Origin of the sequence: uncultured Pseudoalteromonas sp. (genome assembly GCF_963922945.1) — a bacterium.
Taxonomy (GTDB): Bacteria; Pseudomonadota; Gammaproteobacteria; order Enterobacterales; family Alteromonadaceae; genus Pseudoalteromonas.
Genome location: NZ_CAWUKC010000022.1, coordinates 1 through 21,309 on the forward strand (window position 1 = coordinate 1; position 21,309 = coordinate 21,309).

Here is a 21,309-nt window from a genome sequence, read left to right on the forward strand (position 1 = left end):
TGGCGTACCAGCTTGCTTGCTATTTCAACTTCAGTGGCAAGTAGCGTGTGTTTGTCTTTAATGAGTTTAGATTTAATTGTTTCAAAATTTTGTTGCTGGTTTTGCGATTCTAAATAGTACGAGCTGGCCATTAAGCTAATTAATAACAAGCTCAACGGTAAAATAGCCAGTAACAAAAGTTTATTTCTCAAGCTTAAGTTACTCATTAAATCTCCACAAATAAGGTATACACGTTAACACTGCCTGCTTTGCAGTATTCAACGCAATAAAGTAAGCATTCAATATGTCACTATTTATACCGACTTATAAATAGCATAGGGATTCACCAAAGGCTGGCAAAGTGGGCGCATTATAATTAGATTACAGCGCTTTAGATATATATTATCACTCGACATTAGTCGCAATTTTTATCCTAAAAGCGACACTTCAGCGCAGCTTAATTACTTTCAAAGTGAGTAAAAAATAAGTCAGCGTCTTTTGTTTCACTTCACATTAAGCTAGCCAGGCATATTCGTTTAACATATAATGATCATAATTCTAATAATAAATACTTACATGAAAAGCGGGACAATGTTCAACGTTAACTTAGGTTGTGGTTTTTAAAAATAATAATGAAGTACTTTTTATCTTTAGCGTTGTTCATATGTTTAAACGTGTTCGCACAACCAGCTAATAAAAGCATTGCCTTTTATTACTCATCTCCTATGCCTCTAGCTGAAATGACCTTTTATTCACGGGTTGTTGTGCAGCCGCAAAATATCACTAAACACGAACTTAATTGGCTTAAAAAGCGCAATATTAGCGTATACGCTTATTTAAGTGTGGGAGAATCGTTTTCTGAAAATGCGTCATCGGTGGCAAAAAATCCACATTGGAAAAGTTATATTGCGGATTTAACCTCTGAGCAATGGCAGCAACACCTACACACACAAGCCAATGAGCTACAAAAACGTGGCTTTACAGGTTTATTTTTAGACACACTCGACAGCTACCAATTACTAAAACCCGATTATGACATTACGTCACAGCAAGCAGGGTTAGTAGCTATAATTAAAAACTTGTCGCACATATTTAACAAGCACTTGATTTTGAATAGGGGTTTTGAGGTATTACCAAAACTTAATAATTATGCCTCAGATTTAGTAGCAGAAGGGTTATTTAGTCACTTTAATCCGGTCGATAACAGTTACAAAATCACCTCAAAAAATGATCAAGATTGGTTAAATTCTCAGCTAACTAAAGCACAAGCAATGGGCTTTAACGTGCAAGTAATTGATTACGCACAACCACCACACCGACTTGCAATGGCACAGCAAATTATTGCCCAAGGTTATGCGCCGTGGGTTACTGATGGGCATTTACAAACGTGGGGCACATCAAGCATTAAGCCAGTACCTAGGCGTATACTCATCCCGTACAATAGTAATGTTAAGCCACTTATATACACGCCTGTTCATTTAAAACTTGCCACGATGATAGAGTACTTAGGTTATATACCCGATTACATCGACGTGGCCAAATCTCCTTTACCTAACGTAGATACTAGCCTGCATGCTGGAATTATCTCATGGACTACAAGTGATCAATTTTATAGCGCAGATGTTATTGAGTGGCTCGAAGATAATTTAGGTACAGTCCCACAACTCATTCTTGGTGAGCTTCCGCCCTCAAATACACTATTACAAAGTTTAGGGGTAGAAACCCTAAATAATCCTTCATATGGACCTTATGAGCTCACCTCAATGGTATCTTGGCTCAAGGGTGAATCGAGTACTGCACCCGCTATTGTAAAACCCTACTTGTTAACGCTTGCTGCTGATGCACAATCGTTAATATCAATACAGTCTGAAAATGGCATCACCTTAACCCAAGCTAGTAAAACAAAGTACGGTGCACTCATTGCCGCACCTTGGCTTATAGATACACTACCTATGGAAGGAAGTTACTGGGTTGTAGACCCTAAAGCCATATTAACAGATGCCATGGGGCTTGCGCCTATCCTTGCTCCTGATACCACCACTGTCAGTGGGCGACGCATGTTGACTTTGCATATTGATGGTGATGGTTTTACGAGCGTTGCACACTTTGCTGGTAGACCTTATGCGGCCGAAATAATTCGTGATGAGGTGATAAAAAAATACCAACTTCCATTAACCTCATCCATTATCCAAGCTGATATTGAACCCAACGGATTGCACAGTGCAGACAGCCCAAAGCTTGAGAAAATAGCTAAAGAAATTTTTGCACTCCCTTATGTGGAGGTGGCATCACATACCTATAGTCACCCTTACTTTTGGACTGCCCTATCAGGAAGAAAGGAAATAAGTAAAGACGATACCGATTACGGGTTTCATTTAGATATACCAGGTTATGATGCTATTGATTTAGATAAAGAAATAACAGGCTCTATAGATTACATCAATGAGCGGCTCACTCCAAAGAATAAAAAAACGGTAATGATGTTGTGGTCGGGTGATGCAACCCCAGGGCCTAAGGCACTTGAGCTTGCGCGAGATGCTGGCGTCATTAATGTAAACGGAGGAAATACAAACGTAAACGCCGATAATCCAAGTCTGTCACATATATCGCCTATTGGCCGTCCGGAGCGAGATTTGCTGTATCAAATATACGCCCCTATTTTAAACGAAAACGTTTATACCAACCTGTGGCACGGTCCCTATTATGGTTTTAAACGTTTAGTTGAAACATTTAAAATAACCGAAAAGCCATATAGATTAAAACCTTACACAATTTATTTTCATTTTTACTCTGGCGAAGTACTCGCAGGGCTTGATGCACTGCATTACAATATTGATTACGTATTAGCCAGAAAAAACACCCCAGTGCATTTAAGTCAATATGCACGTATTGCCAAAGATTTTTACTTTTCCGCACTTGCTAAAAACGCGCGTGGCGAATGGTTATTTAGCTCTAAATATATAAAAACACTTCGCTTACCTGCTATTTTTGATGTTCCTAACCTGACTAATAGCCACGGTATTTCGGGAGTAACTGCGCAGGGAAACTACATTCATTTAAACGATGAAATAGCCACTATCAACTTTGATCATACAACACCAGATAAGCAACCTTCTTTGCTTTCAGCAAATGTGGTGTTTACTAATTGGCAGGTAAATGGCCCTGTAAGCTTCAAAGCGTGGATTAAAGCTGAAATAGAGCTTAAAAATGCTCAAAACTGTCAATTTATTTCGCACATAGGTGAGCGATTTAGCGGAAAAACTAATAACAACATCACACAGTTTACATTGCCAGCAGGTAACTTTTATGGCTATTTAAATTGCTCTTCGGGGCTTATTAATGAATAACAAAAAGCGCCCGCATTTAGTCTCACTAAAAACCATTTTAATTATATTAGCCGTGAGTTGTTTTTCACTTTACGCGTTATTTCCGCACACCTTATTTTTTGAAAGTGATTCGTTGTCGCAAGATTATACCTTTGAAAAAACCTACTTAAATGCCGCGTTAAGTACTGAGCCTAATAACGAAAAATTACGAGCAAAAAAAATAGCGATACATATCAGCCTAAATGAATACTCAGAGGCGACTAACGAGCTTGAAAAGCTTTCTAAAAGCGATAAAAAAACTGAACTAGAAATTAAACTTTTATACGCACTCTGGGTTGATAGCGGCGCTAAACAAGATGACCGCCTTGAAACGCTTGCACTTAAACTTGCCGCCTTTAAACAATGGGATAACGAGTTATTAAATATAGCCAAAGCAACAGGGCTAAATAAAAACGTAGCACTGTATTATCAGCAGCATAATCAACCTTTGTTAGCCGCTGAACATTGGTTAAGCGCTGGCGAGCCTAGCAAAGCGCTCACTATTTATAAAACCCATATCAATGCCGATGTAGCTCAAAAAGCGATTGACACTGCACTGGGCGCTAACGATCCAAACCAAGCCTATACCTGGTGGAAAATATATGGCAATACCGCAAATAACGAGCGCACATTATATTACGCAAACTTAGCAGGTGATAATGCAGCAGCCTTAAAAGCTGTTGAACCCTTATTAAAAGCACAGCCTAATAACAGCGAGTATTTAACTAAAGCGATGCATTTACACCTAGCCAATGGTGATGCACCGAGGGCTGAACAATTAATCGCAAAATTATTACGTAAAACACCAGATGATAAAGCCCTTAGGCTTTTAAATTGGAAGGTGATGCGCTGGCAAAACAAACCTAAACAAGCACTTAAAGAGTTTAAATGGCTAATGGCTCATAAAGCCGTTGATGTAGCCATGCTGACCGACAGTATTAATGACGCAAATGCATTGTACTTGTATCAAGATGCTAATGACATTTATGAATATAAAGCGCAAAACCGGCAACTTAAAGGCAGTGGGTTTGCCAAATGGATGCAAACCAATGAATTTATTGGTAATGCTAAACAAGAGCTTAGCCATATTGAGCGCTATGAGCAATTAAACGGAAAGACTTCCCTTTCGCAATACTGGAAAGCTAAAGTATTACACGATACGGGAAATTTAGCTGGGTTAAGAGCCTTATCGCCACATTATTTAGGACCGAAAAATGAAGAAGACTTACTTTGGCTGGCAAGAGCACACTGGCTAAATAATGACTTTGCGACCGCTTTAGCTATTTTGCAGCAAAAAGAGCGCAGTAGTGATGATGAGTTTTGGAGTGCCCGTGCAGATATGGCTTTGCGTGTAAACGATAAGCAAGAGGAGTTGCACGCTTTAGAACAATTAAAAAATATTAGCCCATTGAGCGTGGGCGATATGCTGCATTATCAGCAGTTAAAGTTTGCAGGCGATCCAAAGGGATTGCTCAATTATTTATGGCAGCAAATGCCGCTGACCGATAGACAGTTAATCCAAATTACGGTGTTAAGTACGCAAATTGGCGAAGAAAAATACATAACACGAGCACGTAAAGCACTTGAAAAACAACGCTATAATAAAACGCTTTATCCGGCTTGGTTAGCGCTATCAAATTGGTACCAAAATCAAAGTGACTTGAACTACGCGTACACAACACTTAACCGAGCTGCAAAACTAAGTGAATACAACCCCGATGTGGTACTGGCGCAAGGATGGCTTGCATTACAAATGCACGACACCATTATGATAAAGCGTATTTTGGCAGACTACTCCAGTAATAAACCTAACCAACAATGGGCGCAATTATTGGCAAGTTTATCCATTTATCAAAAAGCGTTTAATAGTGCTTACTTTTATCTGCGCCAATTAGCTATTAGCAACCCAGATGATTTAACCACTTTAGTTAATTTAGCTGATGTAATGAACCAGTTAGGCTATTACGCTAATGCCCACGAACTCAAGCATTATTTATTAAACCATTTGCCAAAAGACAAATACGCATACCGAGGCTTAATGATCCAATGGGCGGGTGCTATGGCCGTGCCACACTTACGCCAATTTAGTAGCTTAGATGACATAGCACCTGAGGCTATAAACAACGCAACCGCTAACTGGTGGTTAGCAAGACGGGCTGCACAAAAGCTTGAGCCATGGCAAAAGCTACAATTAGCTATGAGCAACGGCGAATTTAATAAAGTGAAGGCGCTGGTCAATACGCAAACGTTGGGAAAAGTAGATGAGCTAAGCGCCTTACTATATTTAAAACAACCCTATGCCACCATGCAGCGTTGGTATGAAGAGCTAACCGAAGAGCCAACACAAGCCGAAACAGATTTATTACGTAATGCCCGCACGAGCTACTTTAGAGCATTAGAGATTAATCTATCGCCCGAGGCAGGTTTAAACACTAGCCAATACGATGTAAATGTTTATTTTCCATATGCTAAAGGGCAATGGAAACTAAGTATTAGTAATCAACAAAACTTAAATAACAACGGGTTACTGTTTGCCATTGAAGACAAAATAACGTGGGGCCGATGGTACTTTGATACAAAAGTAGACTCTCATCAAGGCAAATTAATGAGCCGCCAAGGCCTTAGTTTAGACGCCCGATATCAGTGGGATTCGCGCACCCAAATAGGGGCTAAACTAGAATATAACGTTGAAAACCGCCAGTCTGAGAGCCTGCTTAGTTTTGCCAAATTAAATAAAACCACCGCGTATATAAATTACGCCATAGATGGGCGACAAAACCTGCAATTATCGGCTGCAGCAATGGCATTTAAGCGCCGCAGCGATAGCTCTACACTTATAAATGGGCAAGAATACAACGCTCGCTATCAATATACTATTTTAAAAGACCGCCCGCTTTGGAGCACCTACTTTAGCGCGCAATGGCAAGACTTTGAACGTACACTGGCGCCATTAGGGGTCACTCAAAGGGGACGCCCTTTGTTAATTGATATACAGCCTTTTAGGCGCTTTGCTGTGGGAACTTCGCTTTCATCTAATTCAAGCTTAGCGCCCCCTTATTTAGGTAAAAGCCCCTCATGGTTATTTGATATAAGTACAGGCTATCAAACCTTAAACGACACCCTGGATATTGCTATTTCAAGTGGTGCTGGTTGGTCGGTACTTGGAGATGATTTATTAAAATTACAGCTAGGTTACCAAAGTAGCAATAAAGTAGGTAACTCAGATACACAATTACAATTAGGCTATTACGTACATTTTTAATGTTAGGAGAGAATATGTTTCGTTTAATCATACCGTGTTTGGTACTAATGCTCAGTGCATGTACCACCAGCCGTGTCGCAGATGATGTAGAGCTTGGGCCTTCAACAACCGTGGCTTTATTACCCTTAGTGAATCATGCGCAGACCCCATTAGCAGGTGAACGTGCAGAAGATATACTAGCAAGCATTTGGCAGCAAAATAAGCTACCTACGTTATTACGCGCCCCTAGAAAAAACAATAAAGACCTTCCGCCACTTGATGATCAATACCGTCTTGATAACGCTATGCAGTGGCTAAGCACACAGCAAGCAGACTATGTACTATCTGGCAGCATTGAAGAATGGCGCTATAAAGCCGGACTAGATGGTGAGCCTGTCGTTGCACTTACCCTTAGCTTAACTGCTACAAATCAAACAACCCCGATCTGGACAGGCACTATCGCTAAAAGTGGTTGGGGACGCGACAGTATTGCCGCCACAGCACAGGATGTTATTGCCGATTTAATTTCGTATATTGAGGTTAGTGAGTGAAAACACATTTTTTTCGACCACGAGAGGTCCCTGAGCTACAAATTTGGGCTGAGGTAATTATATTTACCGTGCTTGCAATTGTGCTGCCGGTTTTATTAAACGCCGAAGATCCTTTCTGGACGAAAAATGGGTTTTCGTGGCCTGTACTTGGGCCACTGCTAATAGCTTTACGCTATGGTTTTTCAAAAGGCTTTATAAGTATATTGTCTTTATTGGCTGGCCAATTATTGTTAAGTAATAGCGAAGTGCTCGCGCAACCTAACGAATTCAACGTTAACGCTATGATTGGTTATTTGATTGTTATTATGATTGCCGGCGAATTTAGAGACGTCTGGGAGCGCACTAATCAACAGCAAAGTATCGAACTTGAATACGTAACTAACCGACTTGAAACCTTTACTCGACAATACCATTTAATTAACTCATCTCATGACCGGATTGAGCAAATGCTAGCCGGGCACACGCTCAGCCTGCGAGAATCGTTGCAAGCAGTGCGCGCCGTGATAGGCAAATTGAAGCATAGACGTTTAGACAGTGCCGCAAACAGCATATTAAATTTATTTGTTGAATACGGCTCGCTTGAAAAAGCAGCCCTTTATAAAGTAGAAAACAACACCCTAATCGAGCCGCCTTTAGCGAGTATAGGCGCTATAAGTGAGCTAAATATTAACGATCCGCTTATAAAAGCCATGTTTGAAGAGCGCGAACTGGTATCGGTAAAAGAGGTTAAAAATAAATTTAGCCAATACCACATTGCTATCCCATTGGTTGATATTAACAACACGATTTACGGGGTTATTTTAGTACAAAGCATCCAGTTTTTTGCCCTTAAAAACACCACACTTACTTTACTTGCCGTGATGGCTGGTAATATTGGCGACCTACTTCGCCACGAAATTACTAATCCGGTAATGACCCCACAAGAAACCTCTTATTTTGTAAGGCAGCTACGCAGAGCAAACAAAGAGGCTAAACGCTATAACATTCCCTCGCAGCTGCTTAAACTAAAAGCAGTGCAAACAAGTGAGGAGTCACGTCAGTTGTTAGAGTATTTAAGTGAGGCTCGTCGGGGACTAGATATTTACCTTTACGACAGTGAGAACCACACTCTGTTATTGCTTATGCCAATGGCAAATGAACTGGATAAAAGCGGCTTTATATCGCGTATTAACACATGGTGTATTGAACACTTTGGCAAAACCATTGAGCAACTGCATATTAAAATAGAAGAACAAATGGCCTTACCAATAAGTAGCGAACACATCGCTAAGCTAGTTGCACCTCATGATTAAAATTATTGTTGCCGCTTTTATTGGCTGTTTATGTGAATACTTTGCGTTTGCACATATTTTAGATGCGCCTAACTGGCTATTGATTGTTTTACTGCACGGCATTGCAAGCTTGTGCTTTACCTTTGTAAGCCATTTTTTTATTCCTAATAAGTACAAAACCACCTTAAAAAGTGGTGCACTCTTGTTATTTTTGTTGCTATTTACTTTGCCCGTATTTGGTATTTTAGGCGTAGTATTTGCTATTACTTTTGCACTTAGCAAACCGCTCAAAAATAACAACATTGCTATTGAAGAGCACAAAGTGCCGACTCTCCCCTTTGAGGCAAGGAGTGTGTCTGCCACGCCAATTTATTCTATGGGCGGCCTTAAAGCGATTTTAAAGCACGCCAGCGAGCCTAATAAACGCTTAAATGCTGTAATGGCTGCAAGACATATGAGCGATGCCCAAGCTATTCCTATTTTAAAGCTAGCACTAAAAGACTTAGAGGATGATATTCGCCTACTTGCCTATTCAACGCTTGATGGCAAAGAAACTAAAATTAACGAAAAAATAAGTCAGTACCAGCAAGCTATAGCCAATACCACGCAACAACCACAATTAAGTATCCTGCAACGCCAGCAAGCGGAGCTTTACTGGGAGCTTAGCTACTTAGGGTTAGCGCAAGGCGCACTTAAAGAATACGTATTAGAAAAAGCAGAATCATTGACCCTAACAAGCATTAAATTTAACCCTCAGCCAGCAAGCTATGTTTTTTTAGGCCGTATACAACTTGCGCTTAATAAATTAAATGAGGCGCAACAATGCTTAAATTTAGCCACGCAACTAGGTATGGCCAGACGCCATGTATTGCCTTATAAAGCTGAAGTCGCTTTTGGGTTACACAATTACACTGACTGTCAGCGCTACCTTGAAGAGTTAGCACTACAGCCTAAAGGCTCTGAGTTACGCCATTTGCAGGAGTATTGGCATGAGTGAAAAAAAAGCTGACATTTTACTCTTACTTGAAGGCACTTACCCTTATGTACGGGGCGGCGTTTCTAGCTGGGTACACCAGATAATAGAAGGCCTACCCCATTATAACTTTGAACTTGTGTTTGTCGGTGGCGCACCCGAGCACTATGGCGATATTAAATACACGCTGCCCAGTAACGTCACTAAGTTACATGTACATTATTTAGTAACGCAACACACTACAAAAATAAAAGCAAAACACGGTGTAAAATATAAAAAAGAACTGTTTGATTTTTGGCAGCAGCTACAAGGGTACTTTCGTGACTGTAAAGACCCAATACCTAAAGAGCTTCTAAAGTTTGCTTTTGAAAACCTAGCTAAAAAAAATGGCATTACCGAAGCTGACTTTTTATATAGCGAGTCGTCGTGGCAGGTGCTGGCAAACTACTATTTAACCTATTGCGATGAGTCATCATTCATCGATTTTTTCTGGTCATACAGAAACTTATATAAACCGCTATTTAAAATAGCCGAAATAGCTCGCTCACTCCCTGAAGTTAAGCTAATTCACTCTATTTCAACTGGGTATGCCGGCATGTTAGGTGCAGGCGCAAGCGTTTTACAAAACACGCCTTTTTTGCTTACCGAGCATGGTATTTATACCAAAGAGCGTAAAATAGACTTGATACAAGCCAGCTGGATAAAAGAGTCAGAACAAAGCTTAGGCAAAAACCTAAATACTGAAATGGGCTTTATTCGCAGAATGTGGATCAGTTTTTTTGAACAGATTGGCCGTACTTCCTATCACCAAGCCGACAAAATCATCTCGCTTTATGAGGGGAATAGGCAAAGGCAAATTAAAGATGGTGCCAATGCGAATAAAGCCTCGGTTGTACCTAATGGCATAAAAACACAACACTTTATTGAGTCGCTTCATGCAAGGCCCAAATCAGTCCCTAAGGTGGTTGGATTAATTGGCCGGGTAGTACCTATTAAAGATATAAAAACCTTCATTCGCGCTATTAAAGAGGCCCAAGCGACACTTGCGCAAATAGAAGGCTGGATCATCGGCCCCTTTGAAGAAGATCCTCAGTATTACAAAGAGTGCCAGCTATTGGTAAGCAGCCTTGATTTAACTGAAAACATTAAATTTACTGGCATGCAAAATATTGCTGAAATTCTCCCTCAATTGGGCCTTGTCGCATTAACCTCAATATCTGAAGCTCAGCCACTGGTACTGCTTGAAGCAATGGCTGCAGGTGTGCCGGTGCTTGCCAGTGATGTTGGTTCGTGCCGAGAAATTATAGAAGGCGTGAGCGATGAAGATAGAGCATTTGGTAGAGCCGGCGAAGTGGTTCCTATTGCCTCGCCAAGCGAAACCGCCCAGCAAATAATCAACATTTTACAAAATGAGCAAACATGGCATGAGTACCAACAAAGTGGCCTCAACCGTGTTAAAGCATACTACGATGAAAGCCACATGTTTGCCCGTTACGATAAACTTTACAAGGATATAATGGCATGGCCGGAATAGGTTTTGAGATACGTAAAATTCTCAAAAAAAACACCCTACTCTCTGTTTTTGAAGCCTACGGTTACGCAGGGTTAATCGGCTCGGGGCCTTGGCTGCTCTCTATCATTGCGCTTATGCTAATCGGCATTTTAAGCCTTGGTGTTGTGCTGCCTAAAGTACTCATTGTTCAATTTTTAACGCTTATCACCTATATGATGGCAGCATCCCTTATCCTAACTGGCGGACTGCAACTCCTATTAACGCGCTTTGTTGCCGATCTGTTTTTTGAAAAAAAGGATGAGCAAGTACTGCCTAATTTACTCGGTGCTCAGCTTGTAACAACAATTGCGGCATTGCTTATTGGGTTAGCCGTTTGGCCAATACTACCGCTCCCTGTTGTGACTAAAATAATCATACTTGGGGCATTTATAAGCTTATGTAACCAATGGCTCGGCGCTATATTTTTATCGGGAATGAAAGAGTACCGACTTATATTAGTAACCATGCTCAGCGGTTACAGCTTTATGGTATTACTGGCGTTTTTACTGCGCGACTGGCAAATAGATGGACTATTTTTTGCTTTTTTTGCCGGTGAAGCGCTACTGTTCTTTAGCTTTTTATTTATGATTATTCGCCGCTACCCCGGTGGTAGACTCATCAGCTTTGATTTTTTAAACAACAAAAAAGTGTATTACAGCCTCTTTTTTTGTGGGCTTTTTTACAACATAGGTGTATGGGCCGATAAAATTATTTTTTGGTACTCCCCCGCTACCTCTATTCAAATTATAGGCACATTAAGAGCAAGCCCTATTTACGACTTGCCTATATTTTTAGCCTATTTAACCATTATTCCTGGGATGGCGGTGTTTTTGGTCAGAATGGAAACCGATTTTGTAGAACAATACGACCGTTTTTATAGCGCCATTAGAGGCGGTTCATCACTTGAAGAAATTTTTTACCTAAAAGATAAAATGGTACAAACAGCGCAAGGCGGCCTTTACGATATATTTAAAATCCAAGGTATAACCGTTGCATGCTTATTGCTCTGGGGCGAGCAAATACTAACCTTTATTGGCATAGACCCTAACTATAAAACACTGTTGTTTATTGATGTGGTGGGTGTAGGTGTACAGGTTATATTTTTGTCTATTTTAAATATTTTATTTTACTTAGATAAGCGTGCCACCGTATTATTTTTATCTGGGCTGTTTTTGTTTATCAATATCGTATTTACGATTGCCTCAATTGCATTAGGGCCACAGTTTTATGGTTACGGTTTTGCGCTCTCGACCATAATTACATCTGTAATTGGTCTGTATTGGCTATCAAAACAATTTGAAGAGCTTGAGTACGAAACTTTTATGCTACAGTAGATTGCCAGTACCATTATTGGTAACTTACAATAATAAAGCTAACGTTAAATAAAAAGGACTTAACTTTAATGAAAAAAGGAATTACCACGCGCTTTAATATCGTTGCGAGTATAGCTTTGTGGGCTATTAGTTTGTTGTGTACGTTAATGACGTTTGATGTAGGGAATACATATCAAACGAATAGCCTTATTGATATTTATATACACTCGTTCGCAGTAAAAACGGCGCTACTACTAGCAATGTGGATTATAAGTGCCTGTATTTTGTCGGCACTATTTAAAGAAATTTGGAACCGTTTAATTTCTGATATTTTCAACCTGCGCTTAATCCGTTTTAACGAGTCTTATACCTTATGTGTTTTAATAACATGGCTGGTATTGATTTAAAGCCTTGCACTTAAATTTTGAGTAAGCTATGAAACGTGATCAACATTTAGCAATACTTTTGTGCTAACGTAATAACTGGCCACTAAACATATATTATTTACTCACCCAGCGCGCTTTAAAACCCCGTGTATCAACATGTATAAATGCGCCGCGGTGCGACTTAGGCCCGTAAACACCTAAACCGCCTAATAAGCCTTTAAATGACTCTCGCTTTGCGAGCGACTCCACTATCGCAGCCATAGCGTGTGCATCGCCAATAGAGTGCTTACCGTCGTTGTTTATATCATCCATACGGTAATCGCCATCGTTATCTATAAATATATCGGCAGCATCGCCAAACACATGGCGGCTAAGCTTTACATTACCAATGGCTTTATTGTAATAAGGGGTGCGATAACCGCTCATTACCACCATATTTTTAACTGGTATGTTTACTAAAATCAGCTCTTTGCGTATTTTTTCAAGTTTAAGTAACAACTTGTTTTGTAAAAATAAGTATTTAGGGTGCTTACTACGTTGTTTACTGACAAATTCTTTAAGAGAAAAATGCGGTGATATTTTTACATTCTCGTTCTCTGGGGTCACTTTTACAAAACCGTCGGGCACTATGTAATGCTTACTGTCTTTAATTTGTGAAGGCGTTGGGTAGTGGCCAATATGGTAATATTTAAGCTTTCCACCTTGTACTTGATCTGCAGGCACTTTTACAAACACATTAATTGTCATGCGTTGCTTTTTGTCGGGGGATTCAATAATAACCTGTGTTAAACCTGGCTTTTTAGGTGCCCGCCACTGCCAGCGGTTTGTATCAGTTAAGGTGGCGTTGCTGTCGTCATTTATAAACGAATAGCTGCGTTTTGATTGTGCGTAAAGTACTTCAAATTCAACCGCTTCATTAGGTATCACAAAAACAGAAAACACCGAATAAGGCATTACTATATCGTTAATCTTTAGGCTAAATTCTGCATCTTCAAAATTTGCTTTATTTTCAATATTTACACTTGAGTGCACTTTATTTGTGGACTCTACGCCATAGCAACTAACGCTTAACACTAACATGAAACTGATAATATACGGTATGAACTGCATGCCCCCTCCTGTAATTTAATTTATTAACGCAGCTATCACTGATTGTGTTTTGTGCTCAAGGAGTGCTTTCTTATCGTGTTGATAAATATCATCTCTAAAGTTAACGAGCATGTCTTCACCCACCCACGCCGTCCAATACACTAAATGAATAGGTAAAGGCTCATCTAAATGAAAAGTTTGCGTGGTGTCGTTTACCCTAGCTTCATCAATTTGTTTTAAGGTGTGAGTTTCACCTTGATGCTTGATTATTTCACGCGCCAGCGAAAATGGTTTTTCTACACGTATACAACCATGCGATAACGCGCGTCGTGTTTGATTAAAACGGTATTTTGCAGGAGTATCGTGAACATAAATAGCTTCAGGATTTGGAAACAGATACTTCACTTCGCCAAGTGGGTTTTCATCCCCTGCACGCTTAACTAAAAAATGATCAAACTGATAGGGTTTAATAGCCTGCCAATCTATATTACTGGGGTTTACTATTTTAGAGTCTAGGTAACTATTTTTTCTCACCTCGATATTATTTTTAGCAAGGTAGTGAGGATCTTTAGCCACCTTAGGCGCTATTTCTTTGGTTGCAATAGAGGTTGGTATGCGCCACTCGGGATTTACAACAAACTTTTCGATTTCGTCACTAAAGGCTGGTGTTTTCCAACTTGATTTGCCGACGATGACGTTATTTTGTAGTTTTACTTCCCCAGCTTTAACGTAGCGCAATGTGTACTCTGGTATATTTACATACACATACTGCGAATCGCTAGCACCTGCGAAGTTAGTTATGCGGTAAAAGTTAAGCTTTAATTTAGCCAGTTTTTTCTTAGCGGGTACATTAAGCTTAGCTAAGGTACGCTTTCCGACTCTCCCATCGACCTTTAGACCGTGACGACGCTGAAACTGTTTCACAGCTTGCTCAATGGTTTTATCAAATGTGCACATTACGGTGTCACATACATTGCGGGTTAAGTCACGCTCCTGATACAAACGCATCGCTAACTGACTCACCGCTTTGCTGGTGTTGCCTAGTTCAAGTAACTCATTGGTGTATAGAGGGGTAAAGCCGCCACTGTTAACTATTTCTGTATACCAGTTAATAGCTTTTTCAGTACGCGCTATTAACTGTGCAGCATTTTGATCAAAATAATAATCGCTATTTTGCAATTGTTGTTGCGAGTTATAGGTGGTTAATGAAGCGCTGGCAAGCGCCACACTTTCAAGATCTGCGCTGCCTAGAGCTTGACCTGTTGCCATGGTGCAAGCGCAGCCTGCAAGTGTAGCGTGTAACGTAATATGTTTTACTTTTGTAGATAATGCCTTTGAAAACAACCCCTTCACTTTGTACCTCCTCGCTAAATATCATTGATAAATGCTTACGTACTTACTGCTTAACAGTAATAAGAAGGTGCAATGCAGGTGCCAAAGTAAAATAAAAACACAACTTAATGAAAGTTAATAACTTTTTTAAATTTATGCGGGAGTTAAAAAAACACCTTAAATAAACAATTATGTAATTTGGGTGCGCAAGTATGTAAAGTTGCTACAGCAATTAGTCTTTTAAAAAGGCTAAAAAGCCACGTTCATAACGACTTAAATATTTGGTTTTTCGCGGTAGAGAAAGCGACTCTCGCCACATTATTTGGGTTTGCTCATCCTCTTTACATAAGGCAATTAAATCAGGATGAACATACGATTTTCGGGCAATAGCGGGTGTATTGCCTAATTGCTCAGACACGCTCTCGAGCATACTTTTTAAACTAAGTGCCCCTTTTGCTTTTACAAGCTGTTTAAAGGCAATGACACTGGCTCGCCACGTTCTAAAATGTTTTGCACTAAAGTCCTCGCCCATTATTTGCTGAATATACTGGTTAATTTCACTAGAGGTTACATTTGTGCGCTCTCCATCGCTTATATATTGAAATAAATGTTGCCCGGGTAAATCTTGTAGGTCTTTAATTACATGGCTTAGCACTCTGTCGGTAATATTTACCTCACGTTCTTTGCCTGATTTAGCTCGATACCTTAGTTGTATATTTTTACCCGTCAGCTTGGCATGGCGGTTGCGCAAAGTTGTAGCCCCAAAGCTTTTGTTTTGCTTTACATTTCGCTCGTTACCCACCCTGAGCGCACCTAAATCCATAAGCCTGACCACCGCTGCTAGGGTTCGCTCAATATTAAGCTCATCGCCTTGTAAATCATTTTCTAAACGTGCACGCAGTAGGGGCAATTTATTACCAAATACACCACAGGCTTGGTATTTTTTAGCCTCTTGTTGGGCCCTAAATTCAGGGTGATAGCGATACTGCTTACGACCTTTACTATCAAAACCCGTTGCTAAAATATGGCCATTTTCTTCGGGGCAAAACCAGGCATTTTTATAAGCAGGCGGAAATGCTAATGCGTTTAAGCGATCAATGACTGTTTGATCGCTAACTTGTTTCCCTATTGGATCAAAATAAAGCCACGTCTTGTTTTTACGCTTACGGGTTATACCGGGTAAATTATCATCTACGTAAATTAGTTTCATTTATGCTCCTTGCAACCAAAATAGCTATTCTTGAATGTACCATTATAAAATAACCTTAAACTGAACAACGTTATTGATATATCAATACAAAATGAACAATAATATAAAATCCGTTTCGTTTAATTATCTGCTTAAGTACTAAAACTGCGCCTAACTGTACAGTTAAACCATACTAATTGCGGCCATAATACATACGGAAATAACCATCCCCTTTCAATAATTTTGCTATTTAAAAGGAGCATATAGTGGCATTTGATTATGGTTCGATTGATCTTGGATTAAAAAATCCATTTAAACTTGAGGGTAAAGTAACCGCTGCAAGAGGCCTTATTGAGTCAATTGCAGGCATTAGTTTACTTGTTATAGCAGCAGGTTCAGTAAAAGAAGATACCACCGCAGGGTGGATTTTAATGCTGTTTGGCATGTTTATTTTAGCGCTGGGCATTCGCTCTTTATCAACAGGTATTTACGCCACCTTAAAATACTTTGTTGGCAGAAACCACCCAACTTCGCTTGCGTATAATTTTAGTAAGTCAGAAAGCTCTACCGCACAAGAAGAAAAAAAAGAAGTCGCCTATAATGCGCAATCGCTTGAAGAAATGCTGGTTGGTCGTAAAAACAGTACCTTTAAAGAACCTAACGGGTTTTTATCTCGTTTATTACACAGCTTAATTCCCAAACTGTTATTTTTACCTTATCCAATTCGCAATGTTGCGCAGCGATTATTTGGCTCATGGGTTAGCACCCTTGTTGCCTTAGTTGCGTACGGCCTTGTTGCATTTGTCTCTCTATCGGGCTTTACTGGCGAAGCTGGCGAATTAGCTTTTCCGATTTACAGCACAATTTTGATGTTTTATTTGCTTTTTTCTTGGCGTTCAAGTAGCAAGCCGATTTCTCGTAACGCTGAAAGAAATATTGAAGCACTGGGAGGCGGTACACTCGCTAAAATTATCTCTTTGTCGTTTATTTTACCTATCGTTATTGGCCTTTCTATGTCGTGGCTAATGCAAGAGCAACATATTAGTAAGCAAGAAATAGACGCGTGGCTTACACAGCTACCAAACTTACATGCTGGCCTATACCTCATTGCTATTATTATATTAGCAACATTAAGCTGCGCATTAGTATTTACAATGATCAAAGCACGTTTAAACGCAGTAAACCCTGCCGCCGAAGTGTCAGAATTACGCGAAAACTGGCAAGAGTCTGTTCACCCTGATGAAGTATTTATAAACCTTGATAACCTTGTGATGGCAAATAGACGCTACAAAGAAGTACCTAATAGAGTGTACCGCGAGCTTGACCCTAAGCTGCAAGAGCAAATTGAAGGCAAAGGCGGTTTTAGAGGCGAAATGATTCAAGAGGTTCAGCCTAAACTACACGCTGTAGAATTAGGAAAAAGCTTTACCCTTACCAGACTAATAGCGCTTATAAGTGCTAATTTACTTTATATTGTGGCACTAGTATTAACGGTGTTTTTAGCCTATTCACTCATTGATGTTTATTACTATATAAATAGCGCTAATATTAACAATTTACAGCAAGCGTTTAACAGTCAAAATGTTATACAGTTTGGTAGCTTACTAATGAGCAGTGTTCATATTTTTATAATAGCAATAATTATTAAAGCCTTTGCTCGTTTATTAGCTAACTGCGCACACTTATTTTTTGCTGAAATGCAGTTTGAATCATTACTTGTGTACTTTAAATGTGAAGGCACATTTACTGAGTCAAAAATTTCAACAGGAACCGGTATTCACGATAGCACTCGCTCTGAAAACACCTTAGTGCGTAGCAGTATAACGCCTTGGGTCATTGTTTCTCGTGTTATTTCGAGCACATTTGCAGCTACTGGCATGAAAAACCTTGAGCACCCACGCCATATAATGGAAATGCACAAAGATGAAGGCCAATTACAAGCAATTAAAAACGATGTGATTGCCTTTCTGAAAGACCGCGAATCGATAGCCTCTATTACCAGTGAGCGCGATTTAGGCAATGCATCGCAAATACACCAGTTAAACCAACAAACCCGTGCAATGCCTAATCAGCAAGCAATTACAAAAGAAGATGAAGAGGCTGCTGGTTACTTAAGACAAGAAGAGAACTTAACGCCAGAGCCTAAAGCTTAATAATCACTTAGCTATATTTGTAAAAGCTAAACTGCGCCACGGTTTGTAATCTAGGCAACTAGGTTACAAACCGTGGCGCACTAAATACTTACTGCTAAACCTTTTTAAATACCAGCTTGTTAAAATTTAGGTATTTACCTGCTCTACAATTAACTTAGCTTTAACTCTTTTTCACTTAATTGAATCATTTATACCTAATTAGCTGATTAATTCTAAATTAACGCATAAACCCCTTGCTTTATGCGTTAAAAACCAAATAATGAAGCAATTATAATCTGGGTAAGAATGAGGAAAATGAGCTATATACTAACCACCCAATGTGACGATGATGTAGGTTTAATTGCCAAAATTACAGGGCTTTGTCACGCGCACAATTTAAATATTACACGTAATAACGAGTTTGTAGATAAAGACGCCAAGCGCTTTTTTATGCGCACTGAGCTAACGGGCGAACCACAAAGTGATTTTTTATCGCAATTACGCGCTTTATTACCTGAGGGTGCACAACTTGCTCTGCATGATGATACAAAAACCAAAGTAGTGCTACTTGCAACAAAAGAAGCGCATTGTTTAGGAACTGTATTACTAAAACAGTTTGAGCAAGCGTTAAATATTGAAGTATTAGCTGTCATTGCCAATTACCCAGATTTAGAGCCGTTAGCAAAGGGCTTTGATGTGCCTTTTCATGTTGTCTCACACGTTGGCTTAAGTCGCGCAGAGCATGACCAACAAGTAGGTGATTTAATTGCCTCTTACAACCCAGATATAATTGGCTTAGCAAAATACATGCGCATACTAAGCCCTGAATTTGTGGGTCGCTTTGAGAACAAAATTATTAATATACATCACTCGTTTTTACCTGCCTTTATTGGCGCTAAACCGTATCATCAAGCATTTGAGCGCGGCGTAAAAATTATTGGTGCTACGGCTCACTTTGTAAATAATGAGCTAGATGAAGGCCCTATTATTTTACAAGATGTTACCAGCGTAACGCATGCTAACACCGCTGAAATGATGGCTAAAATGGGTAAAGACGTAGAAAAAACCGTGTTTAGTAAAGCGCTTCAGCTTGCCTCTGAACACAAACTATTTATTAACGGTAATAAAACCGTGGTATTTAGCTAAAAAAATATTTTTTACATATTATAAAGCCAGCTGCAAGTCCCCCCTGCTGCTGGCTTTTTATGTTAATTAACGTATTAAGGTGTGTAGTAAATAGGTGACTCAGGCCCAACTGGCAAGCCTAACGCAAACACCCATACATAAAACAAAATAACCCAGCCAATAAAAAACACAATACTGTATGGCAGCATGGTGGCCACTAACGTCCCTATGCCCATGTCTTTTTTATATTTAACTGCTACCGCTAAAATTAAGCCAAAATAGCTCATCATAGGTGTAATCAAGTTAGTTACAGAGTCACCAATACGATAAGCAGCCTGAATGGTTTCTGGCGCGTAACCAATAAGCATAAGCATAGGCACAAAAATAGGCGCTGTAATCGCCCACTGCGCCGATGATGAGCCTAAACTTAGGTTCACTAATGCACACATTAATATAAACAATACAAATACTTCTGGGCCGGTGAGGTTTAACGCTTGTAATAGTGCTGCACCATTAATTGCCAAAATAGTGCCTAAATTAGTCCATTTAAAAAAGGCCACAAACTGGGCTGCAAAAAATACTAATACTATATATAAACCCATTGAGCTCATACTTTTGCTCATTGCATTAATAATGTCTTTATCGTTTTTCATGCTGCCAACAACACGCCCATAAACAAAGCCTGGCACACTAAAGGTGACAAATATAATTGCGACTATTCCTTTTAAAAAAGGCGAGCCTGCCACTTGACCTGTTTCTGGGTGGCGTAAAATGCCGTCTTCGGGAATAATCGTCCAAGCAAATAAGGCCAGCACCACTAATAGCGCAATGCCCGCCCACTTTAAACCGCTTTTCTCAAGCGAAGTAAGTTTATCAATATTGTTTTGTGATAAGTCGCTGCCAGCTTCATCTGGGTTGTATTTACCTAAACGTGGTTCAACTATTTTCTCGGTTACCAGCGTACCAAGTGCTGCAATAAGCAATACCGATATCATCATAAAATACCAGTTTGCTTCAGCGCCAACCTCATAAGTTGGGTCAATCATTTGTGCTGCAGGCGTAGTTATACCTGCTAATAATGGGTCTATTGTGCCAAGTAGTAAGTTCGCGCTATAGCCGCCAGAAACACCGGCAAATGCAGCGGCCAAACCAGCTAAAGGGTGGCGTCCCAAACTATGAAATATCATTGCGGCAAGTGGGATCAACACCACATAACCGAGCTCTGATGCGGTGTTAGACATTATGGCTGCAAATACAACCATAAAGGTAACTAAACGCTTTGAGGCGCCCATCACCATGCCTCGCATTGCAGCTGAGAGTAGCCCTGAGTGCTCTGCAACACTCACACCCAACAGTGCTACTAATACCGTACCTAACGGCGCAAAGCCGGTAAAATTAGTTACAAGGCCTGCCATAATACGTTGCAGTCCTTCTGCGCTGAGTAAGCTAACGACCTCAATGACACCATCAGGTGCACGCCCTGGCGCGCCAACAGGCCTTGGGTCAATTGCACTCAAACCAAACCAATCTGCTATACCGCTGATCAAAATGATTGAAACTGCAAATATTGCAAATAAAGTAATGGGGTGAGGAAGCATATTTCCTAAAAACTCAACGGTTGCTAAAAAGCGATTAAATAAACCGTTATTATCCTTAGGTTGGTTATTAGGTGAGTGTGTGGAGTCTGTCATACTTGGCTCTATAAATTACAAAACTGCGCTAACCTAGCATTGTTTGCAAAAGAGATCATGTATTAAAGGTAAATGACATGTAGATTTTGAGTATAACTAGCGCCCTAACACTATTGGCTT

14 protein-coding genes and 1 pseudogene are annotated in these 21,309 nt (G+C 40.0%); 10 read left to right on the top strand and 5 right to left on the bottom strand.

All coding sequences use genetic code 11. The features are described from left to right. Nucleotides 1-206, bottom strand: a pseudogene (locus AABI99_RS06920) (chemotaxis protein); the annotation flags it as partial. Nucleotides 207-611: 405 nt separating this feature from the next. On the opposite strand from AABI99_RS06920, the gene AABI99_RS06925 reads away from it, so the two are divergent. From AABI99_RS06925 to AABI99_RS06960, 8 genes are all read left to right on the top strand, one after another. Further along, entirely contained in the window at nt 612-3,326 is a 2,715-nt protein-coding gene (locus tag AABI99_RS06925; protein WP_338364801.1) for an endo alpha-1,4 polygalactosaminidase, read from the top strand. Further along, nucleotides 3,319-6,606: a tetratricopeptide repeat protein gene (locus AABI99_RS06930; protein WP_338364803.1), complete on the top strand. Its 3,288-nt coding sequence runs from the start codon at nt 3,319-3,321 to the stop codon at nt 6,604-6,606. The genes AABI99_RS06925 and AABI99_RS06930 overlap by 8 nt, the downstream gene beginning before the upstream one ends. Nucleotides 6,607-6,620: 14 nt before the next feature. Next, nucleotides 6,621-7,136, top strand: a complete 516-nt coding sequence (locus AABI99_RS06935; RefSeq protein ID WP_338364805.1) for a protein PelC — start codon at nt 6,621-6,623, stop codon at nt 7,134-7,136. Next, nucleotides 7,133-8,428, top strand: coding sequence for a PelD GGDEF domain-containing protein (locus AABI99_RS06940; RefSeq protein ID WP_338364807.1), 1,296 nt, complete (start codon nt 7,133-7,135; stop codon nt 8,426-8,428). The genes AABI99_RS06935 and AABI99_RS06940 overlap by 4 nt, the downstream gene beginning before the upstream one ends. Beyond that, nucleotides 8,421-9,404, top strand: a complete 984-nt coding sequence (locus AABI99_RS06945; RefSeq protein WP_338364809.1) for a protein PelE — start codon at nt 8,421-8,423, stop codon at nt 9,402-9,404. The genes AABI99_RS06940 and AABI99_RS06945 overlap by 8 nt, the downstream gene beginning before the upstream one ends. Next, nucleotides 9,397-10,914: a GT4 family glycosyltransferase PelF gene (pelF, locus tag AABI99_RS06950; protein WP_338364811.1), complete on the top strand. Its 1,518-nt coding sequence runs from the start codon at nt 9,397-9,399 to the stop codon at nt 10,912-10,914. The genes AABI99_RS06945 and pelF overlap by 8 nt, the downstream gene beginning before the upstream one ends. Then, a complete protein-coding gene (gene pelG / locus AABI99_RS06955) occupies nt 10,902-12,266 on the top strand; it encodes an exopolysaccharide Pel transporter PelG (protein WP_338364813.1) in 1,365 nt (454 codons plus the stop codon). Before pelF ends, pelG begins: the two co-directional genes overlap by 13 nt. A gap of 68 nt (nt 12,267-12,334) precedes the next feature. Continuing rightward, a complete protein-coding gene (locus tag AABI99_RS06960) occupies nt 12,335-12,652 on the top strand; it encodes a hypothetical protein (protein WP_338364815.1) in 318 nt (105 codons plus the stop codon). 93 nt (nt 12,653-12,745) lie between these two features. Here the strand turns inward: AABI99_RS06960 and AABI99_RS06965 are convergent, their stop codons facing one another. The 3 genes from AABI99_RS06965 to AABI99_RS06975 all read right to left on the bottom strand — a co-directional run bounded on the left by AABI99_RS06965 (nt 12,746) and on the right by AABI99_RS06975 (nt 16,262). After that, the gene (locus tag AABI99_RS06965) at nt 12,746-13,741 is read right to left on the bottom strand and encodes a D-Ala-D-Ala carboxypeptidase family metallohydrolase (protein WP_338364818.1); all 996 of its coding nucleotides are present in this window, start codon (nt 13,739-13,741) and stop codon (nt 12,746-12,748) included. Between the two features lie 15 nt (nt 13,742-13,756). After that, entirely contained in the window at nt 13,757-15,073 is a 1,317-nt protein-coding gene (locus AABI99_RS06970) for a L,D-transpeptidase family protein (protein WP_338364819.1), read from the bottom strand. Between the two features lie 211 nt (nt 15,074-15,284). Then, nucleotides 15,285-16,262, bottom strand: coding sequence for a DNA topoisomerase IB (locus AABI99_RS06975; RefSeq protein ID WP_338364821.1), 978 nt, complete (start codon nt 16,260-16,262; stop codon nt 15,285-15,287). 245 nt (nt 16,263-16,507) lie between these two features. Between AABI99_RS06975 and AABI99_RS06980 the strand changes: the two genes are divergently transcribed. Both AABI99_RS06980 and purU read left to right on the top strand, forming a co-directional pair. After that, nucleotides 16,508-18,394: a hypothetical protein gene (locus AABI99_RS06980; protein ID WP_338364823.1), complete on the top strand. Its 1,887-nt coding sequence runs from the start codon at nt 16,508-16,510 to the stop codon at nt 18,392-18,394. Nucleotides 18,395-18,688: 294 nt separating this feature from the next. Continuing rightward, nucleotides 18,689-19,519 (top strand): formyltetrahydrofolate deformylase, encoded by an 831-nt coding sequence (gene purU / locus AABI99_RS06985; protein WP_338364825.1) that lies wholly within the window; start codon nt 18,689-18,691, stop codon nt 19,517-19,519. Nucleotides 19,520-19,593: 74 nt separating this feature from the next. Here purU and AABI99_RS06990 read toward each other — a convergent pair whose 3' ends face one another. Continuing rightward, nucleotides 19,594-21,189 carry an AbgT family transporter gene (locus tag AABI99_RS06990; RefSeq protein WP_338364827.1) on the bottom strand — a complete coding sequence of 532 codons (1,596 nt, stop codon included), beginning with the start codon at nt 21,187-21,189 and terminating at the stop codon, nt 19,594-19,596. Nucleotides 21,190-21,309: the final 120 nt, after the last annotated feature.